General features: G+C 33.8%; 19 protein-coding genes. All 19 read right to left on the bottom strand.

The window, feature by feature from the left end:
- On the bottom strand, window positions 1–1,242 hold a 1,242-nt coding region (locus ABDH49_07435), incomplete at its 3' end, for a hypothetical protein (GenBank protein MEN3046791.1).
- A gap of 21 nt (window positions 1,243–1,263) precedes the next feature.
- Window positions 1,264–2,115 (bottom strand): T9SS type A sorting domain-containing protein, encoded by an 852-nt coding sequence (locus ABDH49_07440; GenBank protein ID MEN3046792.1) that lies wholly within the window; start codon window positions 2,113–2,115, stop codon window positions 1,264–1,266.
- 33 nt (window positions 2,116–2,148) lie between these two features.
- On the bottom strand, window positions 2,149–2,307 hold the full coding sequence (locus ABDH49_07445) for a hypothetical protein (GenBank protein ID MEN3046793.1): 159 nt from the start codon (window positions 2,305–2,307) through the stop codon (window positions 2,149–2,151).
- A gap of 73 nt (window positions 2,308–2,380) precedes the next feature.
- Window positions 2,381–4,318 (bottom strand): hypothetical protein, encoded by a 1,938-nt coding sequence (locus tag ABDH49_07450; protein ID MEN3046794.1) that lies wholly within the window; start codon window positions 4,316–4,318, stop codon window positions 2,381–2,383.
- 21 nt (window positions 4,319–4,339) lie between these two features.
- Window positions 4,340–5,191, bottom strand: coding sequence for a T9SS type A sorting domain-containing protein (locus ABDH49_07455; protein MEN3046795.1), 852 nt, complete (start codon window positions 5,189–5,191; stop codon window positions 4,340–4,342).
- Window positions 5,192–5,255: 64 nt separating this feature from the next.
- The gene (locus ABDH49_07460; protein MEN3046796.1) at window positions 5,256–7,409 is read right to left on the bottom strand and encodes a glycosyl hydrolase family 18 protein; all 2,154 of its coding nucleotides are present in this window, start codon (window positions 7,407–7,409) and stop codon (window positions 5,256–5,258) included.
- 4 nt (window positions 7,410–7,413) lie between these two features.
- Complete coding sequence (gene nuoF, locus ABDH49_07465; GenBank protein MEN3046797.1) at window positions 7,414–8,664, bottom strand: NADH-quinone oxidoreductase subunit NuoF; 1,251 nt, start codon at window positions 8,662–8,664, stop codon at window positions 7,414–7,416.
- Window positions 8,651–9,103, bottom strand: a complete 453-nt coding sequence (locus ABDH49_07470) for an NAD(P)H-dependent oxidoreductase subunit E (protein MEN3046798.1) — start codon at window positions 9,101–9,103, stop codon at window positions 8,651–8,653. Before ABDH49_07470 ends, nuoF begins: the two co-directional genes overlap by 14 nt.
- On the bottom strand, window positions 9,081–10,193 hold the full coding sequence (locus ABDH49_07475) for a PilT/PilU family type 4a pilus ATPase (GenBank protein MEN3046799.1): 1,113 nt from the start codon (window positions 10,191–10,193) through the stop codon (window positions 9,081–9,083). Before ABDH49_07475 ends, ABDH49_07470 begins: the two co-directional genes overlap by 23 nt.
- Before the next feature lies 1 nt (window position 10,194).
- Entirely contained in the window at window positions 10,195–10,686 is a 492-nt protein-coding gene (gene accB / locus ABDH49_07480; GenBank protein ID MEN3046800.1) for an acetyl-CoA carboxylase biotin carboxyl carrier protein, read from the bottom strand.
- Window positions 10,683–11,231 (bottom strand): elongation factor P, encoded by a 549-nt coding sequence (gene efp, locus ABDH49_07485; protein MEN3046801.1) that lies wholly within the window; start codon window positions 11,229–11,231, stop codon window positions 10,683–10,685. Before efp ends, accB begins: the two co-directional genes overlap by 4 nt.
- Before the next feature lie 58 nt (window positions 11,232–11,289).
- Entirely contained in the window at window positions 11,290–12,396 is a 1,107-nt protein-coding gene (locus ABDH49_07490) for an aminopeptidase P family protein (protein ID MEN3046802.1), read from the bottom strand.
- Window positions 12,335–13,777, bottom strand: a complete 1,443-nt coding sequence (locus ABDH49_07495; protein ID MEN3046803.1) for a tetratricopeptide repeat protein — start codon at window positions 13,775–13,777, stop codon at window positions 12,335–12,337. The genes ABDH49_07490 and ABDH49_07495 overlap by 62 nt, the downstream gene beginning before the upstream one ends.
- A gap of 36 nt (window positions 13,778–13,813) precedes the next feature.
- Window positions 13,814–15,604, bottom strand: a complete 1,791-nt coding sequence (locus ABDH49_07500; protein MEN3046804.1) for an NADH-quinone oxidoreductase subunit L — start codon at window positions 15,602–15,604, stop codon at window positions 13,814–13,816.
- A complete protein-coding gene (locus tag ABDH49_07505; protein ID MEN3046805.1) occupies window positions 15,594–15,866 on the bottom strand; it encodes an NADH-quinone oxidoreductase subunit K in 273 nt (90 codons plus the stop codon). The genes ABDH49_07500 and ABDH49_07505 overlap by 11 nt, the downstream gene beginning before the upstream one ends.
- Window positions 15,856–16,305 carry an NADH-quinone oxidoreductase subunit J gene (locus tag ABDH49_07510; GenBank protein ID MEN3046806.1) on the bottom strand — a complete coding sequence of 150 codons (450 nt, stop codon included), beginning with the start codon at window positions 16,303–16,305 and terminating at the stop codon, window positions 15,856–15,858. Before ABDH49_07510 ends, ABDH49_07505 begins: the two co-directional genes overlap by 11 nt.
- Complete coding sequence (gene nuoI, locus ABDH49_07515) at window positions 16,302–16,805, bottom strand: NADH-quinone oxidoreductase subunit NuoI (protein ID MEN3046807.1); 504 nt, start codon at window positions 16,803–16,805, stop codon at window positions 16,302–16,304. Before nuoI ends, ABDH49_07510 begins: the two co-directional genes overlap by 4 nt.
- 75 nt (window positions 16,806–16,880) lie before the next feature.
- The gene (locus ABDH49_07520) at window positions 16,881–20,600 is read right to left on the bottom strand and encodes a C25 family cysteine peptidase (protein MEN3046808.1); all 3,720 of its coding nucleotides are present in this window, start codon (window positions 20,598–20,600) and stop codon (window positions 16,881–16,883) included.
- A complete protein-coding gene (locus ABDH49_07525) occupies window positions 20,597–20,770 on the bottom strand; it encodes a Trm112 family protein (GenBank protein ID MEN3046809.1) in 174 nt (57 codons plus the stop codon). The genes ABDH49_07520 and ABDH49_07525 overlap by 4 nt, the downstream gene beginning before the upstream one ends.
- Window positions 20,771–20,968: the final 198 nt, after the last annotated feature.

The following is a 20,968-nucleotide window of genomic DNA, read 5'->3' on the forward strand; positions in this document are numbered from 1 at the left end:
GATTCCGTACCCAGTTCCAGCTGCAGAAGAGGGAGAATACCCATAGACTCCAAAACAATATCCAGCGTCACCTGCTCCATAGACTGCTGCACTTATAGCACTTCCTGCGGTACCCGCTTTATTTGTACTTCCACACACACCTGCTCCTGATACATAATAAGCAGTAGTGAAATTATTACCGATCCCTACAACACCAACAGCATCAGTAGCCGCACCAAATCCTAAAACGCCGCCACCAATACCTGCTAAATTCGTAACACCCATTACTCCTTGACCCCACCAATTGGGAATAGTTGTATAGGCATTACCAAGGCCAAGGACACCACGTCCCTGAGCACCTGCTGCTGTGTTCTGTCCTATTCCAAACATGCCAAAATATCTACCATTTCCTGATAAACCAGCATCTTGATTAAGGGGGGGTAAATAAGGTGATGCATTCCAGGAGACAGCAAAACCACCTACAATAGAAGTTGATGTAGTAGGTGTACCGCTATTGACAAACCAGCCACCTCCTTCGTCTCCGGCACTTGTCTCTCCATATACTCCTGATGTTGTTGTTCCACCAAAACCACCTACACCACCACCCGCAGGATTACCAGAATTACCATACACTCCCCAAGCACTAGTCCCTATATATCCCCACATTGGTGTAGTTGTTCCTCCTGATACATATCTTCCAAATACGCCGTAAGTTTGAGCACCCAACTGACCAAATGAACCATCTAAAAATCTTGCACCAATAGTAACATAATCAGCATTTGTCTGGACTGCTACAATTTTTGCGTTTGTTGCATCTTCATAAATCCTTACCTCACCAGCACTCTGATCTCGAGGATATAAATAAGAACCTGCATCAAGCCACTCACAATCTCCTACACCTGCATCATCCTGCGGAACAAAGGCAGAACCTGTCCACTTCAAAACCTGTCCCACCGAAGGTGCAGCATTAACCTGTATGGGCCAACTGTTTATATACAAAAGACCCTGTACCCTTGTATTACCCACTATATCAAGCTTATAAGCAGGCGTACTTGTACCTATACCCACATTGTAAGAAGGTAAAGGCGAAACTGATGTCCATAAATTAACCCCATCCTCAGCCCATCCCCTTCTACCCTCTATAAACACCTTCTGCAAACCCTCCCTCTCACCAGCATCTCCAGGACCCGAGACACTCAGTTGGGCCTGAAATAAAAGCCCAACCAAAACAAAAACACCTAACCTTACTAAATTTAACACCATAAATTAACCTCCTTTTGCTTTCTATTCCACAACAGAAAACTTCCTCATAAAAATTTTTTCCCCCGCCCTATACCTTATAAAATAAACTCCTGAACCTACTTTAGTACCCTTTTCATCCAAAAGATCCCACTCAATACTATAAACACCAGGCTTTAAAACTTTGCTCAATAACCTTTTTATAACCCTACCACTCACATCGAGAACCTCAATTTCAACGTTTGTCTCTTTGCCAACCCCAAATTTAATCCTTGCAAAACCCTTAACTGGATTTGGATAAACACCGTAAAAGAAAAATCTTCCACTTGGCCTTACCTCTCCCTTAAACTTATCAGAAGGGGGCTTTGACTCATAATAACCTAAAAGTGCATTAAAAACAGCTATCAAATAAACATAACCACTCGCATCAGGACCTGAAGTTATAAAACCCGAGAGAGCCTTCTGTGTATTATCAAAATTCTTAAAACTTATACCACTTAACTTAGACCTAATTAAGGGTATAGTATCTTTAAAATTACCAAATCTATCCCTCAAAACAACCTTCGAAGTATAATAACCCTGAGGATTGGGGCCAGAAACAAGAAAACCTGTAAATGTATTTCCAGATGTCCTCCTTGCATTGGATGAAGCAAGACCATGAATCTTAAAACGTAAAATATCACCAGATGTCTGCGTTAAATCCGAGAGAGTTGCATAACACCTCAAAGTCACCCACTCCCCAATCTGCAAGGTCTTAAAAGAATCTATCCTCAACAAAGATGCCGGAAGAAAATCCTGAACCTCAATCCCCCTTAACTTCGCCCTAAAAATAGTATCCTGTATCACCTGCCCCAAAAGTAAATTAAACAAAAAGATTAATATAAAACCCCACTTCATTTTAACTCTCCTTTTTTAAATTATATTATAAAATTAAAAAAAGTCTATTTCAATATACGTCCTAATAATTAAAACAGGAGTAATTCTTCCAGTTACATCTTCAGCAACCCCTACCTTTTCATCTGAAACATAAACAGGAATCTCAATACAAACACCTAAAACAAAAGTATCTCTTACCTTCTTGATCTCCACACAAAAAAACACAAACTCCTTTCTCTAACTCTCGATTTTGTTAACTCTTAGAAGAAATAATCTTACATAACCTTTATCTTGTTTTTATCTCCCTTTCAAGTATCTCAAGTTGAGTCATTAACTTTTTAATTTCCCTCTTTAATTCTACTACTTTCAATTCAGGTAACTCCTTGGCCTTTTCATCTAATTTCTTTCTATCTGGAGTTGCAACATGTTCAATAGTTTTAAGAGGCTCTGGCGCATCAGGAAACCTCAAATTTTCATAACCCTTCCACTTTCCAACAACCATATAGGAAAAAGAAGCGTTAGACTTTCCACCATTAAGCTCTATAACCTCAAACCTATCTCTCATAGTCCTAACATAAACACCGTTACAATCCTCTCTTAGTTGAACAAAAACCTTTATATCATAATCTTTATCTACTGTAATACAATCAAGAAAGAGGGGATCTAAGTATATGGTTGCTCTTCCGTTCTCAAGTCTACCCTCCCCAAAATCAATTATAAAAGCCTCTGGGGACTCAGGAGCAAAAAGTGTCTTTTTACCCCTCCTTGTCTCCATTATAGTAGAAACTGTACCTGCGCCTACTATTTTAAAATTAGTTCCTCCTGCAGTGGTATGAGCTACGTAAGCATACACACCGGCAGCGTTTTCAAAATATCCACCAGCTCTAGCCACTGCGGATGTAGTAGTTGATCGTCCATAAACTCCAAACTGCGAACCTGTGAAGGCACCACCTGAACCTACTGTCAAAGTCCAGAAGGTAGTAAGAGCATTACCAAGCCCTATAACACCTGTTCCAGAAGAATGAGCGTGTTGACCTAAAGCTCCTGCACCATAGGAGGTTGAACTTGAAACATATCCATAAACACCATAGTTAGTTCCTGATCCACCTGTTGCTGAACCATAAACACCGTAATAAGTTTGATTACCAGTTGGATTAACAATCCCTCTCACTCCTACAAAACCTCCTACAAAATAACCTCCAAATCCATTATAATCTGCTGGAACAGAGCGACCATAAACGCCTACCCCGTCACCTGTTCCAGTATAAAAACCACCAACTCCTGCACCGCTTAAATTGTCACTCTCACCGTAGGCTCCATAATAAGATGAACCAAGTATACCCCATCTATTTGTATTAACTCCATTGTAGTTGCTACCAACAACACCATAGGCATCAGAAACACCTATCACACCATCACCTTGACCTGATCCGACAACTAAATTAACATTACTACCTAACCCAACAACTCCTGTACCTGAAGCATGGAGATTAACTCCAAAAACTCCATAATCAGCTGAAGTGTTAGTCTGTCCATATACTCCTGACGTAACAGTACCACCATCTCCAAAAACTCCTGCACCGGTAACATCATTTGAAATACCCCTAACTCCACTATTTGGAGCACCTAAATAACCATATATTGAAGCATTATATTGCCCATAGACACCATAGGAGGATAAACCCAATTCACCAAAAGGACCCAAGCTGTGAGAACCTCTTATAGCTGCATAAATAGCACTTGTCTGTAAAGCAGATATCTTTGCACTTGTTGCATCTTCATAAATCCTCACCTCACCAGCACTCTGATCTCGAGGATATAAATAAGAACCTGCATCAAGCCACTCACAATCTCCTACTCCTGCATCATCCTGCGGAACAAAGGCAGAACCTGTCCACTTCAAAACCTGTCCCACCGAAGGCTCAGCATTAACCTGTATGGGCCAACTGTTTATATACAAAAGACCCTGCACCCTTGTATTCCCAACTATATCAAGCTTATGAGTAGGTGTACTTGTACCAATACCCACATTATAAAGAGGCAAAGGTGAAACCGCTGTCCATAAATTAACCCCGTCTTCATCCCATCCTCTTTCACCTTCTGCAAACACCTTCTGCAAACCCTCCCTTTCATCAACACCTCCAGGACCTGATACACTCACTTGGGCTTGAAATAAAAGCCCAACCAAAACAAAAACACACATCCTCATTAAATTTAACACCATAACTTAACCTCCTTTTGTTTTCTAATCCATAATAGAAAACTTCCTCACAAAAATTCTTTCCCCTGCCCTGTACCTTACAAAATAAACACCTGAACCTACTTTAGTACCCTTTTCATCCAAAAGATTCCACCCAACACTATAAACACCAGGCTTTAAAACCTTGTTCAATAACCTTTTTATAACCCTACCATTCACATCGAGAACCTCAATTTCAACATTTGTCTCTTTGCCAACCCCAAATTTAATCCTTGCAAAACCCTTAACTGGATTTGGATAAACACCGTAAAAGAAAAATCTTCCACTTGGCCTTACCTCTCCCTTAAACTTATCAGAAGGAGGTTTTGATTCATGAGAACTTAAAGCTACATCACAAACAGCTATCAAGTAAACATAGCCATTTGCATCAGGACCTGAAGTTATAAAACCCGATAAAGCCTTATGTGTATTATCAAAACTTTTAAAACCTGCACCAACTAACCTTGACCTAATTAAAGGTATAGTATCCGCAAAATTACCGAGTCTATCCCTCAAAACAATTTTCGAAGTATAATAACCCTGAGGATTAGGTCCAGACACAAGAAAACCGGTAAACATAGTTCCAGATGTACTCCTTGCATTGGATGAACCAATACCACGAATTTTAAAACTTAAAATATCACCAGATGTTTGCGTCAAGTCTAAAAGAGTTGCATAACACCTTAAAGTCAACCACTCTCCAAGCCTCAAAGTCTTAAACGAATCTATCCTCAACAAAGGTGCCGGAAGAAAATCTTGAACCTTAACCCCCTTTAACTTTGTCCTAAAAATAGTATCCTGAATCACCTGCCCCAAAAGGGGCATAAATGAAAAAATTAATATAAAAATCCACCTCATTTTAACTCTCCTTTTTTAAATTATAAAATTAAAAAAAAAGTCTAATTCAAAAATTTTAAAAAATTTAAAATTTTATCACTTTAAGCCTTTTTCCGTTATCCATCCTGATAATTAAAACAGGAGCCCTATTACGGTTTATATCTAAAACTCTTCTTCCAGTCACATCAAAAACTTCAAATCTTTTACCCAAAGTAACTTTAAAATCTTTAATAATATTAGATGAAAATTTAAATTCACCTCCAGCAACCTCTGCTTTTTCATCTGAAACATAAACAGGAGCTTCAACGTAAACATTTAAAACAAAAGTATCTCCAAACTCTTTAATCTTCCTTTCAAAATAAAAACTCTCTGTTACAAACGAAGAAGTGCTTACCTGGGGTGCCCTTAGCTTTACCCTTAAAATAAAGTTTTGAAAAGGCAAAGCATTGTGATCTGAAAATAGTTTTGCTCTCCTTTTGTCTATAAATGTTTGAGGATTATAAAAATAAGAGGAATCCCTTACTGACTTTAAAACAAAAAAGCTATCAAAGGAAACATATCCACTATTTGAAGAAATTATTCTAAGAGTAAAAGTATCTTGAGCAAGAACAACAGGAGGGTAACTTAAACCTAGCACCCTTATAAAAGGCTCATTTGAATCTTCGGGACTTTGAATTATTCTAACATAATTTGAGTGAATCCAACCTTTTTGATATCCTCCAACTTCACCTATAAAAATTCTTAACCAATTTCCAGAAGAAGAATCAGTTACAAAATTTTGTCCCCTTGCAATCTGAGTTATTATAGTATGTGAAGTAGAGGGACCAGTCCTAACATTCAAAAGAGAAGCATTCACTCTTACTACTTTCTCACCAGTTGATCCACAAAGGCACTTTAGATTAATACCATCACCCCCAAAAATATAACCATAATAATTTCCTGTAGCGGCAGGAAAATAAATTTTATAGAAACCATCTTTGTACAAAAAGGAAACAAATTTAGTGTTATAAGTTGCAATAGAAATTACTTTTGAACTAAAATCAGGATTTGCGTAAATGTTAAGTGCCCCAGGCTCATAAACTTTTACTACAAAATGCCTCTTAGGAGTTTCGAACCAAAGATTACTTCTTATAACATTCCATAAATCATCTTCCTCTCTATCATACCCCAAGGCCCAACACCCTAACCCAGAAATACCAGAATCAATAGCAGTCTTAATTTTTAGATCAATAGAAACAGAATCATCATACCAAGTCTGATACCAACCATCACCAGAAAGGTAGTATTTATACCATGGTGTTAAAGAATTTATATCCCATAATCTTCCATAAGTTGAAGCGTTCTGTTTAGCATAGTAAAAGATGATTGCATCACCGTTTCCCCTTGTGGGTGAACCAATCTCGCCAGATTGAGTTGGCCACCTGTAACCATAGTAGGGCATCCCAAGTATAATCTTATCTGGATTAGCTCCATACTGTTTATAACTTTTTATAGATTTAGAAACACAGTAAGGTCCCCACTGTTGAGAGGGAACAAGCGGTGAAACAGGTCCTGCCACATTTGAGCCGCTGTAATGAAAATCATAGGCCATTACAAAAAGACCATCTGAATAATTGGAAAGATAAGATAAATCGTATCCAGGATACCACTCCGGAACAGCAGGAGTAGCTATAAAAAGTTCTTTCCTTCCCTGTGGATGATTGACTAAAGTATAGTAAAGACTTCTAATAAATTTTGAAAAACTATCTCTTACACTGGAAGTCACAAATTCAAAATCAATATTTACTCCGTCTATACTATAATTTGTAACAAAATCTCTGATTTTATTTATGGCATTGTTTCTTGCGTTTTTATTATTTAAAAATTGAGATACATTTGATGATCCAAAAATAACAAAGGTCATATGAACCCTAACGCCTCTTGAGTGGGCGTAATTTATTATTTTGCTAAAGCGAGAAAGATTAGGAACTGACCCCAAATCTCCGGTTGCAGGATCAATACTTGTAGCAAAATAGGAAATATGAGTAATAAGCTCCATCTGAAAGTACTGATAAAGTAAAGTATCGACCCAATAGGGAAGATACCCGTAAAAAGTATGCGTAATCCCGCTCAATCTTTCCTCAATTGGAGAAAACTTAGCATTCACTAAAATTTCATTAAAATCTGCCTGTTTTAGATTTTTGTAATATTCATACTCATGGATACTTAAAAACGAAATAATTAATATTAAGACTTTCATACTTTTATTTTAATATATCTTCAAATTTTTTGAGAAACGCCTCAGAGACTAAAGCACAAGATTCTCCAAGGGGACATGCACAAAGTCCCTTAATTTTACTATTTAATGAACTTATCATTTCGACTCCATCTCTTACCAAAATCTCCTTATTTTTTATTTTCTCCAGAATCCCATATATAGCCCAAGTACCCTCTCTACAGGGGGTACACTTTCCACAAGACTCATCTTTAAAAAAATGCACTATACTCTCCAAAATTTTTAAAAGTTCACCCTTTTTATCCTCTTTATAACCAAACACAATCACTGCACCTGAACCTGTCATTGTACCTTTTTCAGCTAAAGACTCAAAGTCATAAGATATATCAAGCTCATCATAAGTAAGAGGAGGAGCAGATACACCACCAGGAATAACTCCTAATAAGTGATACCCCTCCTTTACTCCATTGCCAAAATCGTTAATAATTTCCTTTAATGTTACTTTTCCATGTTCAACTTCATAAACCCCTTTTTTCTTAACAATTCCACTTAAGGCTATTAACCTTGTACCTGTGCTCTTTGGTATCCCTATTTTTGCGTAATTTTCTCCACCCATCTCAACTATTATTGGTATATTTGCAAGAGTCTCTACATTATTTACTACTGTCGGATAGCCAAAAAGACCAAAAGTTGCAGGATAGGGCGGCTTAAGTCTTGGAAAACCCTTTTTACCCTCCATAGATTCTAAAAGAGCAGTCTCTTCACCACATATGTAAGCGCCTGCCCCCATAAAAATCTTTATTCTATGGGAAAAATCACTTTTTAGTATCTTCTCTCCTAAAAAACCCTTTTCTTGAACCTCACCTATTGCTTTTTCTAATCTATTAAGTAGCCACTTATATTCTTTTCTTAAGTATATGTAGGAGACTTCAGCTCCAATAGCATAAGAGGCAATTATCATGCCCTCAATTAGAAGATAAGGTGCGTAAAGAAGAATGTCCCTATCTTTGAAAGTGCCAGGTTCACCTTCATCTGCGTTGCAAATTAAAAATTTTTTTATTGATCTATCCCGTGGAACAAATGACCACTTTAGTCCTGTATAAAATCCAGCTCCTCCTCTACCTCTCAGCCCACTTTTTTTAACCTCCTCTATAATCTCCTCCGGTGAGATATGGTCTGAAAGAATTTTCCTTAATGATGAAAACCCTCCCTTTTCAATGTAATCATCAATATTATCTGAATATTTTTTTTTAATAAGAAGAAATTCAGACTTTTTCATTAAGTTCCTTTATCTTTTTAACATCTAAATTTTTTACAGGATTAAAATCAAAAAGACCGGCGGGTGCAAAATCACAAAGTCCGATACATTCGCACTCCCTAAAATCAAAATTTAATCTGTCTCTGTTATCTTTCAAATACTCAATTATTTCATCTGCTCCCTCAAGTAAACAGGAAATGCCTCTACATACGTAAAGTATCCTTTTTTCACTTTTATCTAATGTTAGAAAATGATAAAAAGTGAGAGTTTCATAGATTCGGTTTTCATTTATTTTTAATATTTCTGCAATCTCTTTTATCCTCTCTTTTTTTATATAACCCTCTGTATCTTGAATCATATTCAAAACAGGGATGAGAGAAAGTGCTGTATTACCATTGTAATACTCGATAATTTCTAAGATCTTTGATCTTATATTATCACTCGAGCTTAAACTCTTCATCCCAAACTTCTGCAGTTGTTTTTATACCTTTTAGCTTTAATTTAAATTCCTCAGGATTTGTGACATTTTCAAGGGCATCTTCAAAAGTAATAAGTTTTTCTTTATAAAGTTTTAGGATAGATTGATCAAAGGTTTGCATCTTATACTCGTAGTATCCTTCTTCAATTGCTTGAGGTATTTCTAAAGTTCTAGTTTCATCTATTATAAGTTCTTTAATTCTCGGAGTATTTATGAGGATTTCAACAGCTGGAACCCTTCCTTTACCATCTGCTCTTGGTATTAATCTTTGAGAAATCACAGCAACAAGGGTTGAAGCAAGCATTATCCTTATATGTTGATGTTGATGAGGAGGATAAAAAGATATAATCCTATTTATAGTTTCGGTTGCATTCAAAGTATGAAGTGTAGACATTACAAGATGACCTGTATCTGCAGCCTTTATTGCAGTATCCATAGTAGCTTTATCTCTTATCTCCCCAATGAGAATAACATCAGGATCTTGCCTTAATACATACTTAAGTGCAGAAGCAAAAGAAAAAGTATCACTACCTACCTCCCTTTGCGAAATAATTGATTTTTCATCCTTAAATAAAAATTCAATCGGATCCTCTATTGTTATTATATGCCTTGATCTATTTAAATTTATATAATTTACCATAGCCGCAAGAGTAGTAGACTTACCACTACCTGTTGTTCCTGTGACAAGTATTAGGCCTCTGGGACTCATACATATTTCCTTTAAAACTGGAGGCAAATTAAGCTCCTCAAAAGTTTTTATGTTAGTTGGTATTGCCCTCATTACGATCGAAATACTTCCTCTTTGAATGAAACAGTTAACTCTAAACCTACCTAAACCTGGTACACCTATGGCAAAATCAATTTCCTTTCTTGAAATAAATCTTTTTTGTTGTTCCTCAGTCATTAATACCTTTGCTATTTCGGTCAAATCCTTAGGAGTTAGAGGTTCTGTGTTTAACCTGACAAGCTTTCCATGTATCCTGTAAATTGGGGGCAAACCTGCCTTTAAATGTAAGTCAGATGCCTCCTCCTCAATCATTTTTTTCAATAAAAATTTTAAATCTACAGCCATTTTAAACTAATTCTATCTTAAATAACTTTTGACCATATTCAACTGGTTCACCGTTTTTCACTAATATTTCTCTCACAATTCCTTCAACGTCTGATTCTATTTCGTTCATTATTTTCATAGCCTCAATAATACATAAAACTTGACCTGGTCTTACTTTTGATCCCACCTCAACATAGGGTTCAGCGTCAGGAGCAGGTGCCCTATAAAATGTACCAACAAGAGGTGCAACTACATAATAAAACTTATCTTCTTTCTCCTCCGGTTCTTTTTTTACTTCCTCTACTTTCTTTATTTCCTCTATTTTTCTGACTTCTCTTTCAATAGTCACACCCTCCTCTTGTAACCTTTCTATCCTGTGTTTACTAGGTGCCTCCCTTTCTTTTTTTATCAAATGAATCTTAAAAAAGGGTTTTTTTATCTCTATTTCTGTTAAACCGCTTTTTTCCATCAATTCAATCAATCTTTCAATTTTTTTTATATCCTTATCTTTCATGCTCTTTCGATATATTCTCCAGTTCTTGTATCTACTTTAATTTTTTCTCCCTCTTTTATATAAAGCGGAACCTTAACAACAAGACCTGTTTCTAACTTTGCAGGTTTTGAACCACCAGAAGCAGTGTCACCCCTTACTCCAGGATCAGTCTCAACAACCTCTAAAACAACAGCTGTTGGCAAAACTATTCCAACAGCCTTTTCATCTATAAACTGCACCTTAACATCCTGTCCCTCCTTTAAATATAAAAGATAATCCTTTATTTTCTCTTTAGATAAAATTATTTCTTCACATTTCTCAGAATCATAAAAAATATAATTTTCCCCGTCTGTATAGGAGAAAGTTGCCTCTCTTTCTCTTAATTCTACTTCTTCAAAGTGATCAGATTCTCTTAATGTTTTCTCGAGAACTTGACCAGTTTCTATATTCTTTAGCTTAGTCTTTATGTAAGCATGACCTCTACCAAGCATTACATGCTGAAAATCTATCACTTCATAAAATTTTCCTTCTAACTTTATCACCATTCCACGCCTTAAATCTGGCATTTTTAATCACTTCTTAAAATATTATTTTAGGGTTTGAACCTTTTAAGATTTTAATATTTTAAATTTTTAATAGCTTCTTTGTAAACTTTGTTAAGACGTTTACTTTTCCCATTTTATCTATGTAGACTAAATCCTCAATTCTAACTCCACCCTTTTTTTCTAAATAGATCCCAGGTTCTATTGTGAACACAAATCCCCTTTCGATAACCTCATTTCCTCTCTGAGATACAGAGGGCTTCTCATGAATTTCAATACCGACACCATGACCGAGTCCATGGCCAAACTTTTCTCCGAACCCTTTCCTTGTAATATAATCCCTTGCTAAGCTATCCACATCTTTAGCTTTCATACCTATTTTTATTTTATCTTCAACCATCAAAACTGAATCTAATACAACTTTATAAATTTCTTTAAACCAGTCAGGTGGATTTTCACCAACCCAAAAGGTTCTTGTCATATCTGAACAGTAGCCTTTATAAATACTTCCTATATCTATAAGAAGGGGGACTCCCTTTTTTATTACCACGTTTCTAGGTTTTGCGTGAGGTAAAGCCGAGTTTGAACCAGATGCTACAATTGGAGGAAAGGCAAGTCCCAGTCCCTTCTTTTTTATCATATATTCAATTTCAATTGCTAAATCTTTCTCTTTTGTTTTGCCAGGTCTTAAAATATCAAGAGCCCTCCTTAAAACTTTTTCACAAAACCTTTGAGCCTTTATAATTTTTTTCACCTCATCCTCAGTTTTATATAACCTCAAATTTAAAACTGGTGATTCAATTACCTTAACCTTAATTTTTTTCTTTTTGAAACTGTTATATAGATCAAAAGTAAATGATTCCCTCTCACAGAGCACACTTTTTTTTCTCTCATCTAAAAGCTCATATATTTCATCAAATTTTTTTATAATAACAATTTCAAAATCCTTACTTACTTCCTTTTTAGACTGTAATTTGTAGCGAAAATCAGTTATGAAATAATTTTTTCTTTCTGTCAAAAGAACATAACCTGATGAACCTGTAAAACCAGTTAAATAAAAGACATTTGGCAAACTGTTAATAAAAAGAGCATCTGCCTCATTTAATTCTATTACTCTCTTTAGATATTTAACTCGATCTTTTGAGAAAATTAATCCACTCGATAAAACTTCTAAAGTTTTTTTCTTCAACTTTTTCATCCTCAACAGTCTCCTTTGTTGTTTGCTCTTTAACAGTTTCTTCCACTTTTGCTTCTTCAAAATCTTCAAAGAGCCTCTTAATCTCCTCCGGAATCTCTATAGCTTCCCTTTTTTTCTCCATCTCTTCAATTTCTTCTTTTTTCTCAATTTCTTCTATTTTGATATCAACTTTTTCCTCTCTCTCAGTTAGTTCAGCAAAATCAATTTTTTCAGTAGACTTCTCAATAAAAATCTCCTCTATACTTTCAGAGGGTCTCTCAGGTTCCTTTAAAATTTCGCCTAAAGATAGGGGCTCTCTTTCTTCTATGATTAACTCTTCTTCCTTTTTTTCTTCCTCAATTTTTATGTCCTCTTCAATTTTTATGTCCTCCATAAACTGTGAAGGATGGCCACTCAGTTTAACCTCTTTCTCTTCAAGAATCTCTTTTATATCCCTAACTTCATCAGACTTTACTATATCTTCAAAATCCTCCTTTAAAGAAGTAACTTCTTCTCCTGCAATCCTATCTTCACTAAAAGCGCTTTCTGAAAATATCTTATCCTCTATTTCACCAAACAAACCTTCTTCTAGTAAAGTACTTTCAGTTTTTTTCTCTTCAAACTCTCCTAAAAACTCATTTTCATAGGAAATATCACTATCAATTAAGCTTTCTTCTTCAATCTTTATTTCAGGTTCCTCTTTCTTTAAATCAGTAAGACTTACATATCTCTCTTCGCTTTCTTTATTGAGCTCGCTCTCTACAAACTTAAACTTTTCAAACTTTATTTCTTCTTCCTTTTCACCCTCTATTTCTCTCAAAATTTCTTTTGCCTCTTCCAAGATCTCAGACGATTCAACTTGAATTGAAGCTAACTCTTTATCTTCAAGCAAATCTAAAAGTGGCTCATCAAAAGACGAAAGAAATTCAGGAGTTTTTTGTTCTATTTCAATTAACTTTTCCTCTTCTAACTTTAACTTACTTATCTTCTCTTCCAATTCTCTTATTTTATCTTCAACTTCTGAAGTTAGTGGATCAAGATCATAAAGCCTTTTATAAGCCCAGAGAGCTTCTTCTTCCTTACCTAATTTTTCACAGGTTTCAGCTAAAAGCCTTAATCCAACTATGTGGTTTTCATCCAATTCAACAAGCTTTTTTAAGCTTTCTCTTGCCAACTCTAATTCGTTTCTCTCAAGATGGATTTTTGCTCTTATGTAGTAAGCAACAGGATAATTAGGATTAAATTTTAAGCCCTCCTCAAGAACCCTTAGAGCTTCATCGTACATTTTTCTTTTCCTATAGGCATCAGCTAAATTTGCAAAGGTCTTAGATTGCTTTCCCTCCCTCTCCCACTTTTGATAAAGTTCTTCAATCTCCCTAAATTCTCCTTTCATACTTAAATTTTAAATTTTAGAGAAAAAAAAGTCAACCTATAAAGCATAATATAAAACGAGGAAAAAAAGTAGAATTAAAAGAGTAATGTAAAAAGAGGGTTTTCTAACAAAAAACTTATACATAAGTTTTCCTTTTAAATAGGTAAGTTTAGCTAAACCCTCTACTAAAATGATGTCAATAAAACCACGATCAAAAAGCTTAGATATGTAGTTAGAAATTAAAACAAAAAAATTGTAAAGAGCTCTGGAAACAAAAAAGTCATAATAAAAACCTGATTTTAATAAACTTGCTAATTTTTTAAACCTTTCAGGACTATATTGGATTTTATTTAAATATATCTGAAATGAAAAATAACCACCTAAAACTGATAAAAATAAAGGCAAAAATTGATAGATGATTGGATTTTTAATGTGAATTTCACTTTCTAAAACGCTAAAATAAAATTTTTCAAATATGGGGAGTCCTGTCAAAATTACGAAAAAAGACAAAAGAAAGAGGGATATGTTCATGAGTGAATCAATTTTTCCGTATTCTTTCTTTTCTTCTTCTCCTTCAAAGGTTAGGGCGTATCCCCTCATTATATAAAAAGAAGTTATAAATGCACCAAGACAAGCTAGTAAAAATAAATAAAAATTACTAAAGGAGGCATTTATCAAAAGTTCTTTACTTATAAAACCACCAGTCAAGGGAAAACCAATCAAAGCCAATGCCCCTAGTAAAAAACTATAGGAAGTAAAAGGATGAACCTTTCTTATTCCTCTTGTTTCATATATATCTATTTTTTTGTGTATAAGATGCATAACATTGCCTGAGGATAAAAATAAAAGCGCCTTAAAGAAAGCATGAGTTAAAAGATGAAGGAAGGCAAGATATTTAAAACCTATTCCTATACCAAAAAACATATAACCAATCTGTGATATGGTAGAGTAAGCTAATATTTTTTTAAGATCTCTTTCAAAGCAAGCTATAAGTCCAGATAAGAGAAAACTTACTACAGAAATAAAAATTATTATGTTCAAAATGTCTGGATAAAGAGTAAATAAGGGAAATATTCTTATAAAAAGCCATACACCGGCTGTTACCATGGTAGCTGCATGAATTAAAGCTGAAACAGGAGTAGGACCTTCCATTGCATCAGGTAGCCATATATAAAAGGGAAACTGAGCCGATTTACCGCAAGCCGCTATAATCGCGAAAAATAAAAGATAGGGTAAGAGGGGATGCCTTGTTGCCCCCTCTAAAGGCGCTATATCAAAGGTGTTAAAAATTTTATAATAAATCAAAAGAAAGAGTATAAAGCCAAAATCAGCAAGTCTTGTAATTAAAAAAGCTTTAGTTCCTGCTCTTGCTGCATCAAGTCTCCAAGATTCATAGGAAATTAATAGGTAAGAACAGACACCAACACCCTCCCAACCTATAAACATTAAGAGAAAATTTCCTGAATAAACAATAACTAACATGAAAAATACAAAAAGATTTAAAAAGGCAAAATACCTGTAAGGTGATTCATCTTTTTCCATATAACTAGAAGAGTATAGATGAATAATAGATGAGACAAGAGTTACCATAAGTCCCATTAGAAAACTTATTCTGTCAAGAGTTAAAGAAAAGTAAACTTCAATATCCGAAAAGATTATGAAGGGAATATATATAAACTCCTTCTTATCTATATCAGTTAGAAAAAAATGAGATAAAAAGGAGAGAAAAACAAAGAAAGTAGCCAAAAGACCTGCTTTTTTTGAGTCCCTTATTCCTAAAACTGCTTGAATTACTGAGCCAATGAGGGGAAGAAGTATTATAGCTAAAAGCACTAAACTAGATATCATAGTTGTCACTTTCTCTTTCTTTTGTTAATATTAAAAGGATAGAAAGACCAATGACTGTCTCTGCCGCAACTACAGCAAGCACATAAATGAAAAAATTAGAATATTCAAATCCCTTTTCTTTTATATTCATTGCAAATAAAATTAAAAGAGAATTAAAGGCAATTTCCATAGCAATTAAAAAATAAACAAAACTCCTCTTAAGTAGAATTATTAGTAGAGAAATAAAAAAGGTGAGAATTACTGAGAAAATCTCAATGTTCATCTTTAATTAAAATATAAGAACCAATAATTGCGATGAGAAGCAAAATTGAAACAAGCTCAAAACCTATAAAATCTTTTATGATAATTTCACTAAACTTTTTATCATCAAAGTAAGTTTCACTCTTTCCAAAAAGTGAGGAAAGTCTTAAAGAAAAAAATACTAAAAGATAGGTTAGAAGAACATAAAGAACAATCTTTGCCTTACTCTCTTTAAATTCTTCTTTTATTCTTAAGAGGGGTAAAAGAAATACGAAAATGACAAGAATCGAACCAAGATAAAGTAAAAGCACTAAAAGTCCAAAAAAGTTAAGTTTTAAGTAAAAGTATAAAAGAGAGGTGACGAAAATATTGAGAAAAAAGAAGAAAAGTAAATGGGTGTACTTTCTTGAAATTAGTATAAAGAAAGCTGTAATTGGTAACAATAAGAATATGATCTTCATACAAAGGGGGTTTCTTCTTTAGGTAACACAACGGGTGTTCCCTTTGGATCTCCCTTTCTTTCAAAGGAAAGCCAAGCACGTTTTGAGAGAGTCTGAGCAGGGTCAAGTAATCTATCTTTTGTTAAAACTATTTCTCTTCTTGAGTAGCCAGCAAGTTCAAAAAATTTATCCATAACAAGAGCCTCAGTAGGACAAGCTTCAACACAGAAACCACAGAGTATACACCTTCCATAATCTATCTCGTATACTTTAGCGTATCTTTCAGAGTGAGAAACAGGATTTTCTGGATCGTTTTCAGCAGCTTCAATATAAATTGCGTCTGTGGGGCAAGCGCCTGCACAGAGCATACAACCTATACATCTTTCAAGACCATTTTCCCACCTTTGAAGTCTATGAACCCACCTTGCCCTATAAGGAAGAGTCTTTCTTTTTTCAGGATAGGTGATAGTAACTTTCCTTTTAAAAAAATACTTCAAAGTCAAAAAAAGAGCTTTTAACATCCCTTATTATAAGAAAAAAAAGTGTCTCTTTTCATAGTTCTCTCCATCTAAATGGCCTTTTCTCTGCAAGAGATTCTACCTATATATAATTAACTTACCCCTTTCCTTTACTTTTTCACCAGTTCTTAAATCTCTTCCCTCTATAATAAAAAAATATAGACCGTTGGAAATTCTTTTGTCTATTTTCCATTTAATGGAATTGAATCCTTCATTAAAGAAAATCTCAGGAGTCTCAAAAATTTTAATACCTCTCATAGTAAAAATTTTAACTTTAAAAAGACCAGCTTTATTACTTTTAAAACCTATAAATAAAAAATCTGAGGCAGGATTTGGATAAGGTAATACATCTCTAATTTTTAAATAAAGCGTATCCTCCTCTTCTATAAATATATTTTTTATAAAAAAGGCTCTGTTATGAAAAAGATCGTAAGCTGAAACGCTTAAAAAATTTTTTCCAGGAGAAATATTTTTTACTTTATAATTAATGAATCCTTCATTGAAACTATTAGGCTTATAGTAAAAATAATCGTTAAGAGGCTCTCTTAAAGAACCTATCTGAAGCAATATTGTATCAGTTGCAATATTGATTCCGTTTTCATCCTTTAAAGAAATAAATAAATTAAAGTCTTTAGGTAACGTATCATTTTCCTTTAACTCTCTTCCATTTACCGAAACATATATTTGGGGAGGATTAAAATCAACTGTTTCGTTTTTTGAAAATAAAGCAGGAATTGAATCTTTGAAACAAATTTCTACTTTCGTAGTTTGATTTAAAACACTTATCCTTAAAAATTTTGATTTTGAAAAGGGAATCTTAAAATTAAAAGTTGCCCTTAAGTCTTTTACATTTGATAATCCCTTAAATAGGATATCACCTTTTCTAAAAAGTGGGTATAAATAGCTCCGAACACGCAGTGTTTCAACTTTAGCAGAACCCTCTATTTTCATTAAAGCTATGTCAGAATTTTGAGTAAATTTTACTTTTACAGAGTCAAGGGTTGAAAAGAATTTGTATAAAGAGTCGGAAAAGTATGAATAATAAAGTGTGTCTGGAATATATAGAAAACTATCTATTTTTATGGGAGTGAAGTAAAACGTTGAAGGATCACCAAGAAAAACATAGTCTAAATTGCCAAGAATAGCTGGGTACAAAGCTGAGCCAAAACTTTTTAACTTGTTATAAAAAAGATTTTTTAGAAAGTTATCAATAACATATTCGTTTTCACTAGGAAAGGTAAGGTAAGTAGAACCTAAGGCACCTATTCCGTTTTTAATTAGCCACTTTTCTCCAATAGCTCCAGCAGGTCTATCAAAATTTACAGTTTTACATGAACCAAGGAGAATAAAAGATGGCTTTTTGTTATAATAAAAAAGATCAATATCGTCAATTTTTACAAGTTCTTCATGTGCCAACTGATTTGGGTTTCCGTGAATGAAAAAAAATATAAAGCCTATCCCCCTTTCAACATATTTTAAAAGATCTTTGGTTGCAGCAGGTTTCCTATCGTAAACATAGGGATAATCTATCATATAAAGGGTGTTCTTATCTAAATAATTGGGTAAACCTTTTAAAACTCTTGTAACTTGAGAGGTATGATTTATTCCATCAAAGCGACCCCCTGATCCTGTTGTATCATCTGCAACTCCTAAAATACTAACTTTAAAGGTATTATCCTTTCCCCTTGATTCGTAATGAATTATTCTATCTATGAATTCGTAAATTTCAGAAAGATTTTTTGCAGGGATTCTTCCGATTATCATGTCAGGATCAAAGGCACCACCGTCAAATTCAACAAAGAAGTTATCATAGGTAAAGGGAGGATTATTTATATCTACACCATAGCCCCACTCATAGGGCGGCACTAAATTCATCTCTCCCTTGCCTTCATAATTTTTATAGTCATAAGTTCCTTTACCTGCGAGAAGAACGTATATTGGACGTGGATTATAGTTTAAAAAAGAAAATTTTAAATAATTTCTCAAAGCTACAGGATCTCTGACTCCAAAGCCAAACTCATCAAATATATCCTCTATGTTTACATAATGAATCAGCGGATCTTCTATTTTTAAAGTGTCAAAATAGAAGTTATTCTTTCTATGAATTATAAAATTAGAAAAAACATCTTTAAACTGCTTAGGCCCAATTATAAGCATATGAGCACCAGTTATCTTTCTTAATTCTTTTTTAGAGATTCTTTCGATCTCTGGACGGATCAGATTCTCTGAATACATAATCATAAAGGTGTCATTTTCTAATCCTCCATTAAATACAATAGAGTCTTCACTATGGAAAAAGTTTACCAAATTAAAATATGATGAGGTATTTAAGATCTTAAAGAGTTTACCTTTTCTCCTAAAGTTTCCCTTTACAACTACATTTTTAGCTTTTAAGGGATCTAGATAAAAAGAAAAAGTATCACTAAAATTGATAAGTTTTGAATTATAAATAACTTCAAAAAAATCGACATTTATAAAACCTTGCACCTTTATTTTAAAAACTGGATAAAAACTTAGGGGGTATTTAAGTTTTATCATTTCTTCGTAAGGGAAACTTAAGGAGGAGTAATTTTTACTGTAAATCAGGTTTTTATTCATGAAAATACTTAGGGAATAATTTGGTTGACCTAAATCTTCTCTTTCTCTAACTATGAAATTAAGGTTAATTAATGCAGTTTCTTGTAGTGGGTTTTTAAAATTTAAAAGATCAAAAACAAAAGAGTCGTTTTTAACTACTTCTCCTACCCATCTTAGACCTGCCTTTGCAAGATTAACTATGTTTTTTTCATGCCTTGTTATCTTTATACCTTCGTTTGACCTATTGTCAGAATTAGGGGCTCCACTAACTGAATTGACAAATAAACCAGTATCTCCTCCAAAAGAAATAAAAAAAAGTGAATAATCGGTATAGGGATTAAAGTAAAAGTAGGGTCCTTTACCCTCAATTCTATACCCCGTAGCCGTGAAGGCAGGAAAAACTAAACTATCACCTTGATCAAAAGTGTTTATTTTTCCTCTATCTATAAGCAAAAGAGGCACCTTTTGGGGAACAACCTCATAGGAATCTGGCGAAGAATGTAAAGCTTTTAATCTTCTAAAAAGAGCAATTTTTTTAATATCAAACTGGGAGGGATCTATATTTAAAACTCTTTTTATATCCTCGTAGGTTAAAAGATATAGCCCATTTTTAGGTACAGTAATTTTTATCCAAAAAGCTCTATCATCAAAGAAGAAATTCTTTTTAAAATCTGAGGGGAAAAACTCTCTTTCTGTATTTTTTATTAAATTCCTTTGATAAAAAGAAGAGAAAATTTTATCTTCCTGAATTTCCTTAAAATTTAAATTTCTAAAGCTTTTTTCTTTTAGAGTTATCTCAACTTCTTTTATGACTTGGATTCCTTTCTCGTTTATTTGGACTGGGAAGAAAATAAGAGAAAGAATTGGCTTAAGTCTTAAAAAAGAAGACCCTTTATTAATTAATAAATTATTAGGAAAAGGTTTGCTGAAATCCCTTTTAGTGTCGAAGTAGGAAAGTCCGTCATCTTTTACTTCGGGTACTCTTTCAACATCAAAGTTTCCCTTAATAGTTTCACTTTTTAAAATTTTATAGCCAACCTCATAATCAAAATTAGGATCAATTTCAACAGGAATAAAAAAGGAGGGTAAATCAGGAAGACCTTTTTCAAATTTAAAAACTCTCTGTCCGCTAAATCTTATTAAATTATTAAGAGTTTCAGCCTTTACACTAAATTTGTAAGTAAATTTTATCTCTAGGAAGAGTAAAAAAATAAGAATCATTCTTCAAAGGGAATAGCTTCTTCAATAACAAGAATGGGAATATCATCTTCAATTTTATACTTTAACTTACAGTTAAAGCACAAAAGTACATTCTCTTTTTCTTTATAGACAAGATCTCCCTTACACTTAGGACAAGCTATAATATCTAACAACTCTTTATCTAAAGCCATATAAAACCTCCTTTTTATATTTCTTGCCTAAAGATATTAAATTGTAAGAAAATTTAAAAATGCAATACAATAAGTATTATGTTTTATCTATCTGATTATCAGGTTTTTTTTAAAAACATTGCAGAATTTAAGAAGGAGAGGTTTTTCTTTTTTACTTATGATGAATTTTTTCTTGTTCTAAGGGCGATTGAGTTGTTA

The organism is Candidatus Hydrothermales bacterium (assembly GCA_039630235.1).
Classification (GTDB): Bacteria; Hydrothermota; Hydrothermia; order Hydrothermales; family JAJRUZ01; genus JBCNVI01.

Coding starts and splice junctions, on each gene's coding strand:
- ABDH49_07440 (MEN3046792.1), bottom strand. CDS start 2,115: ATGAAGTGGGGTTTTATATTAATCTTTTTGTTTAATTTACTTTTGGGG.
- ABDH49_07450 (MEN3046794.1), bottom strand. CDS start 4,318: ATGGTGTTAAATTTAATGAGGATGTGTGTTTTTGTTTTGGTTGGGCTT.
- ABDH49_07455 (MEN3046795.1), bottom strand. CDS start 5,191: ATGAGGTGGATTTTTATATTAATTTTTTCATTTATGCCCCTTTTGGGG.
- ABDH49_07460 (MEN3046796.1), bottom strand. CDS start 7,409: ATGAAAGTCTTAATATTAATTATTTCGTTTTTAAGTATCCATGAGTAT.
- nuoF (MEN3046797.1), bottom strand. CDS start 8,664: ATGAAAAAGTCTGAATTTCTTCTTATTAAAAAAAAATATTCAGATAAT.
- ABDH49_07470 (MEN3046798.1), bottom strand. CDS start 9,103: ATGAAGAGTTTAAGCTCGAGTGATAATATAAGATCAAAGATCTTAGAA.
- ABDH49_07475 (MEN3046799.1), bottom strand. CDS start 10,193: ATGGCTGTAGATTTAAAATTTTTATTGAAAAAAATGATTGAGGAGGAG.
- accB (MEN3046800.1), bottom strand. CDS start 10,686: ATGAAAGATAAGGATATAAAAAAAATTGAAAGATTGATTGAATTGATG.
- efp (MEN3046801.1), bottom strand. CDS start 11,231: ATGCCAGATTTAAGGCGTGGAATGGTGATAAAGTTAGAAGGAAAATTT.
- ABDH49_07495 (MEN3046803.1), bottom strand. CDS start 13,777: ATGAAAGGAGAATTTAGGGAGATTGAAGAACTTTATCAAAAGTGGGAG.
- ABDH49_07500 (MEN3046804.1), bottom strand. CDS start 15,604: ATGATATCTAGTTTAGTGCTTTTAGCTATAATACTTCTTCCCCTCATT.
- ABDH49_07505 (MEN3046805.1), bottom strand. CDS start 15,866: ATGAACATTGAGATTTTCTCAGTAATTCTCACCTTTTTTATTTCTCTA.
- ABDH49_07510 (MEN3046806.1), bottom strand. CDS start 16,305: ATGAAGATCATATTCTTATTGTTACCAATTACAGCTTTCTTTATACTA.
- nuoI (MEN3046807.1), bottom strand. CDS start 16,805: ATGTTAAAAGCTCTTTTTTTGACTTTGAAGTATTTTTTTAAAAGGAAA.
- ABDH49_07520 (MEN3046808.1), bottom strand. CDS start 20,600: ATGATTCTTATTTTTTTACTCTTCCTAGAGATAAAATTTACTTACAAA.
- ABDH49_07525 (MEN3046809.1), bottom strand. CDS start 20,770: ATGGCTTTAGATAAAGAGTTGTTAGATATTATAGCTTGTCCTAAGTGT.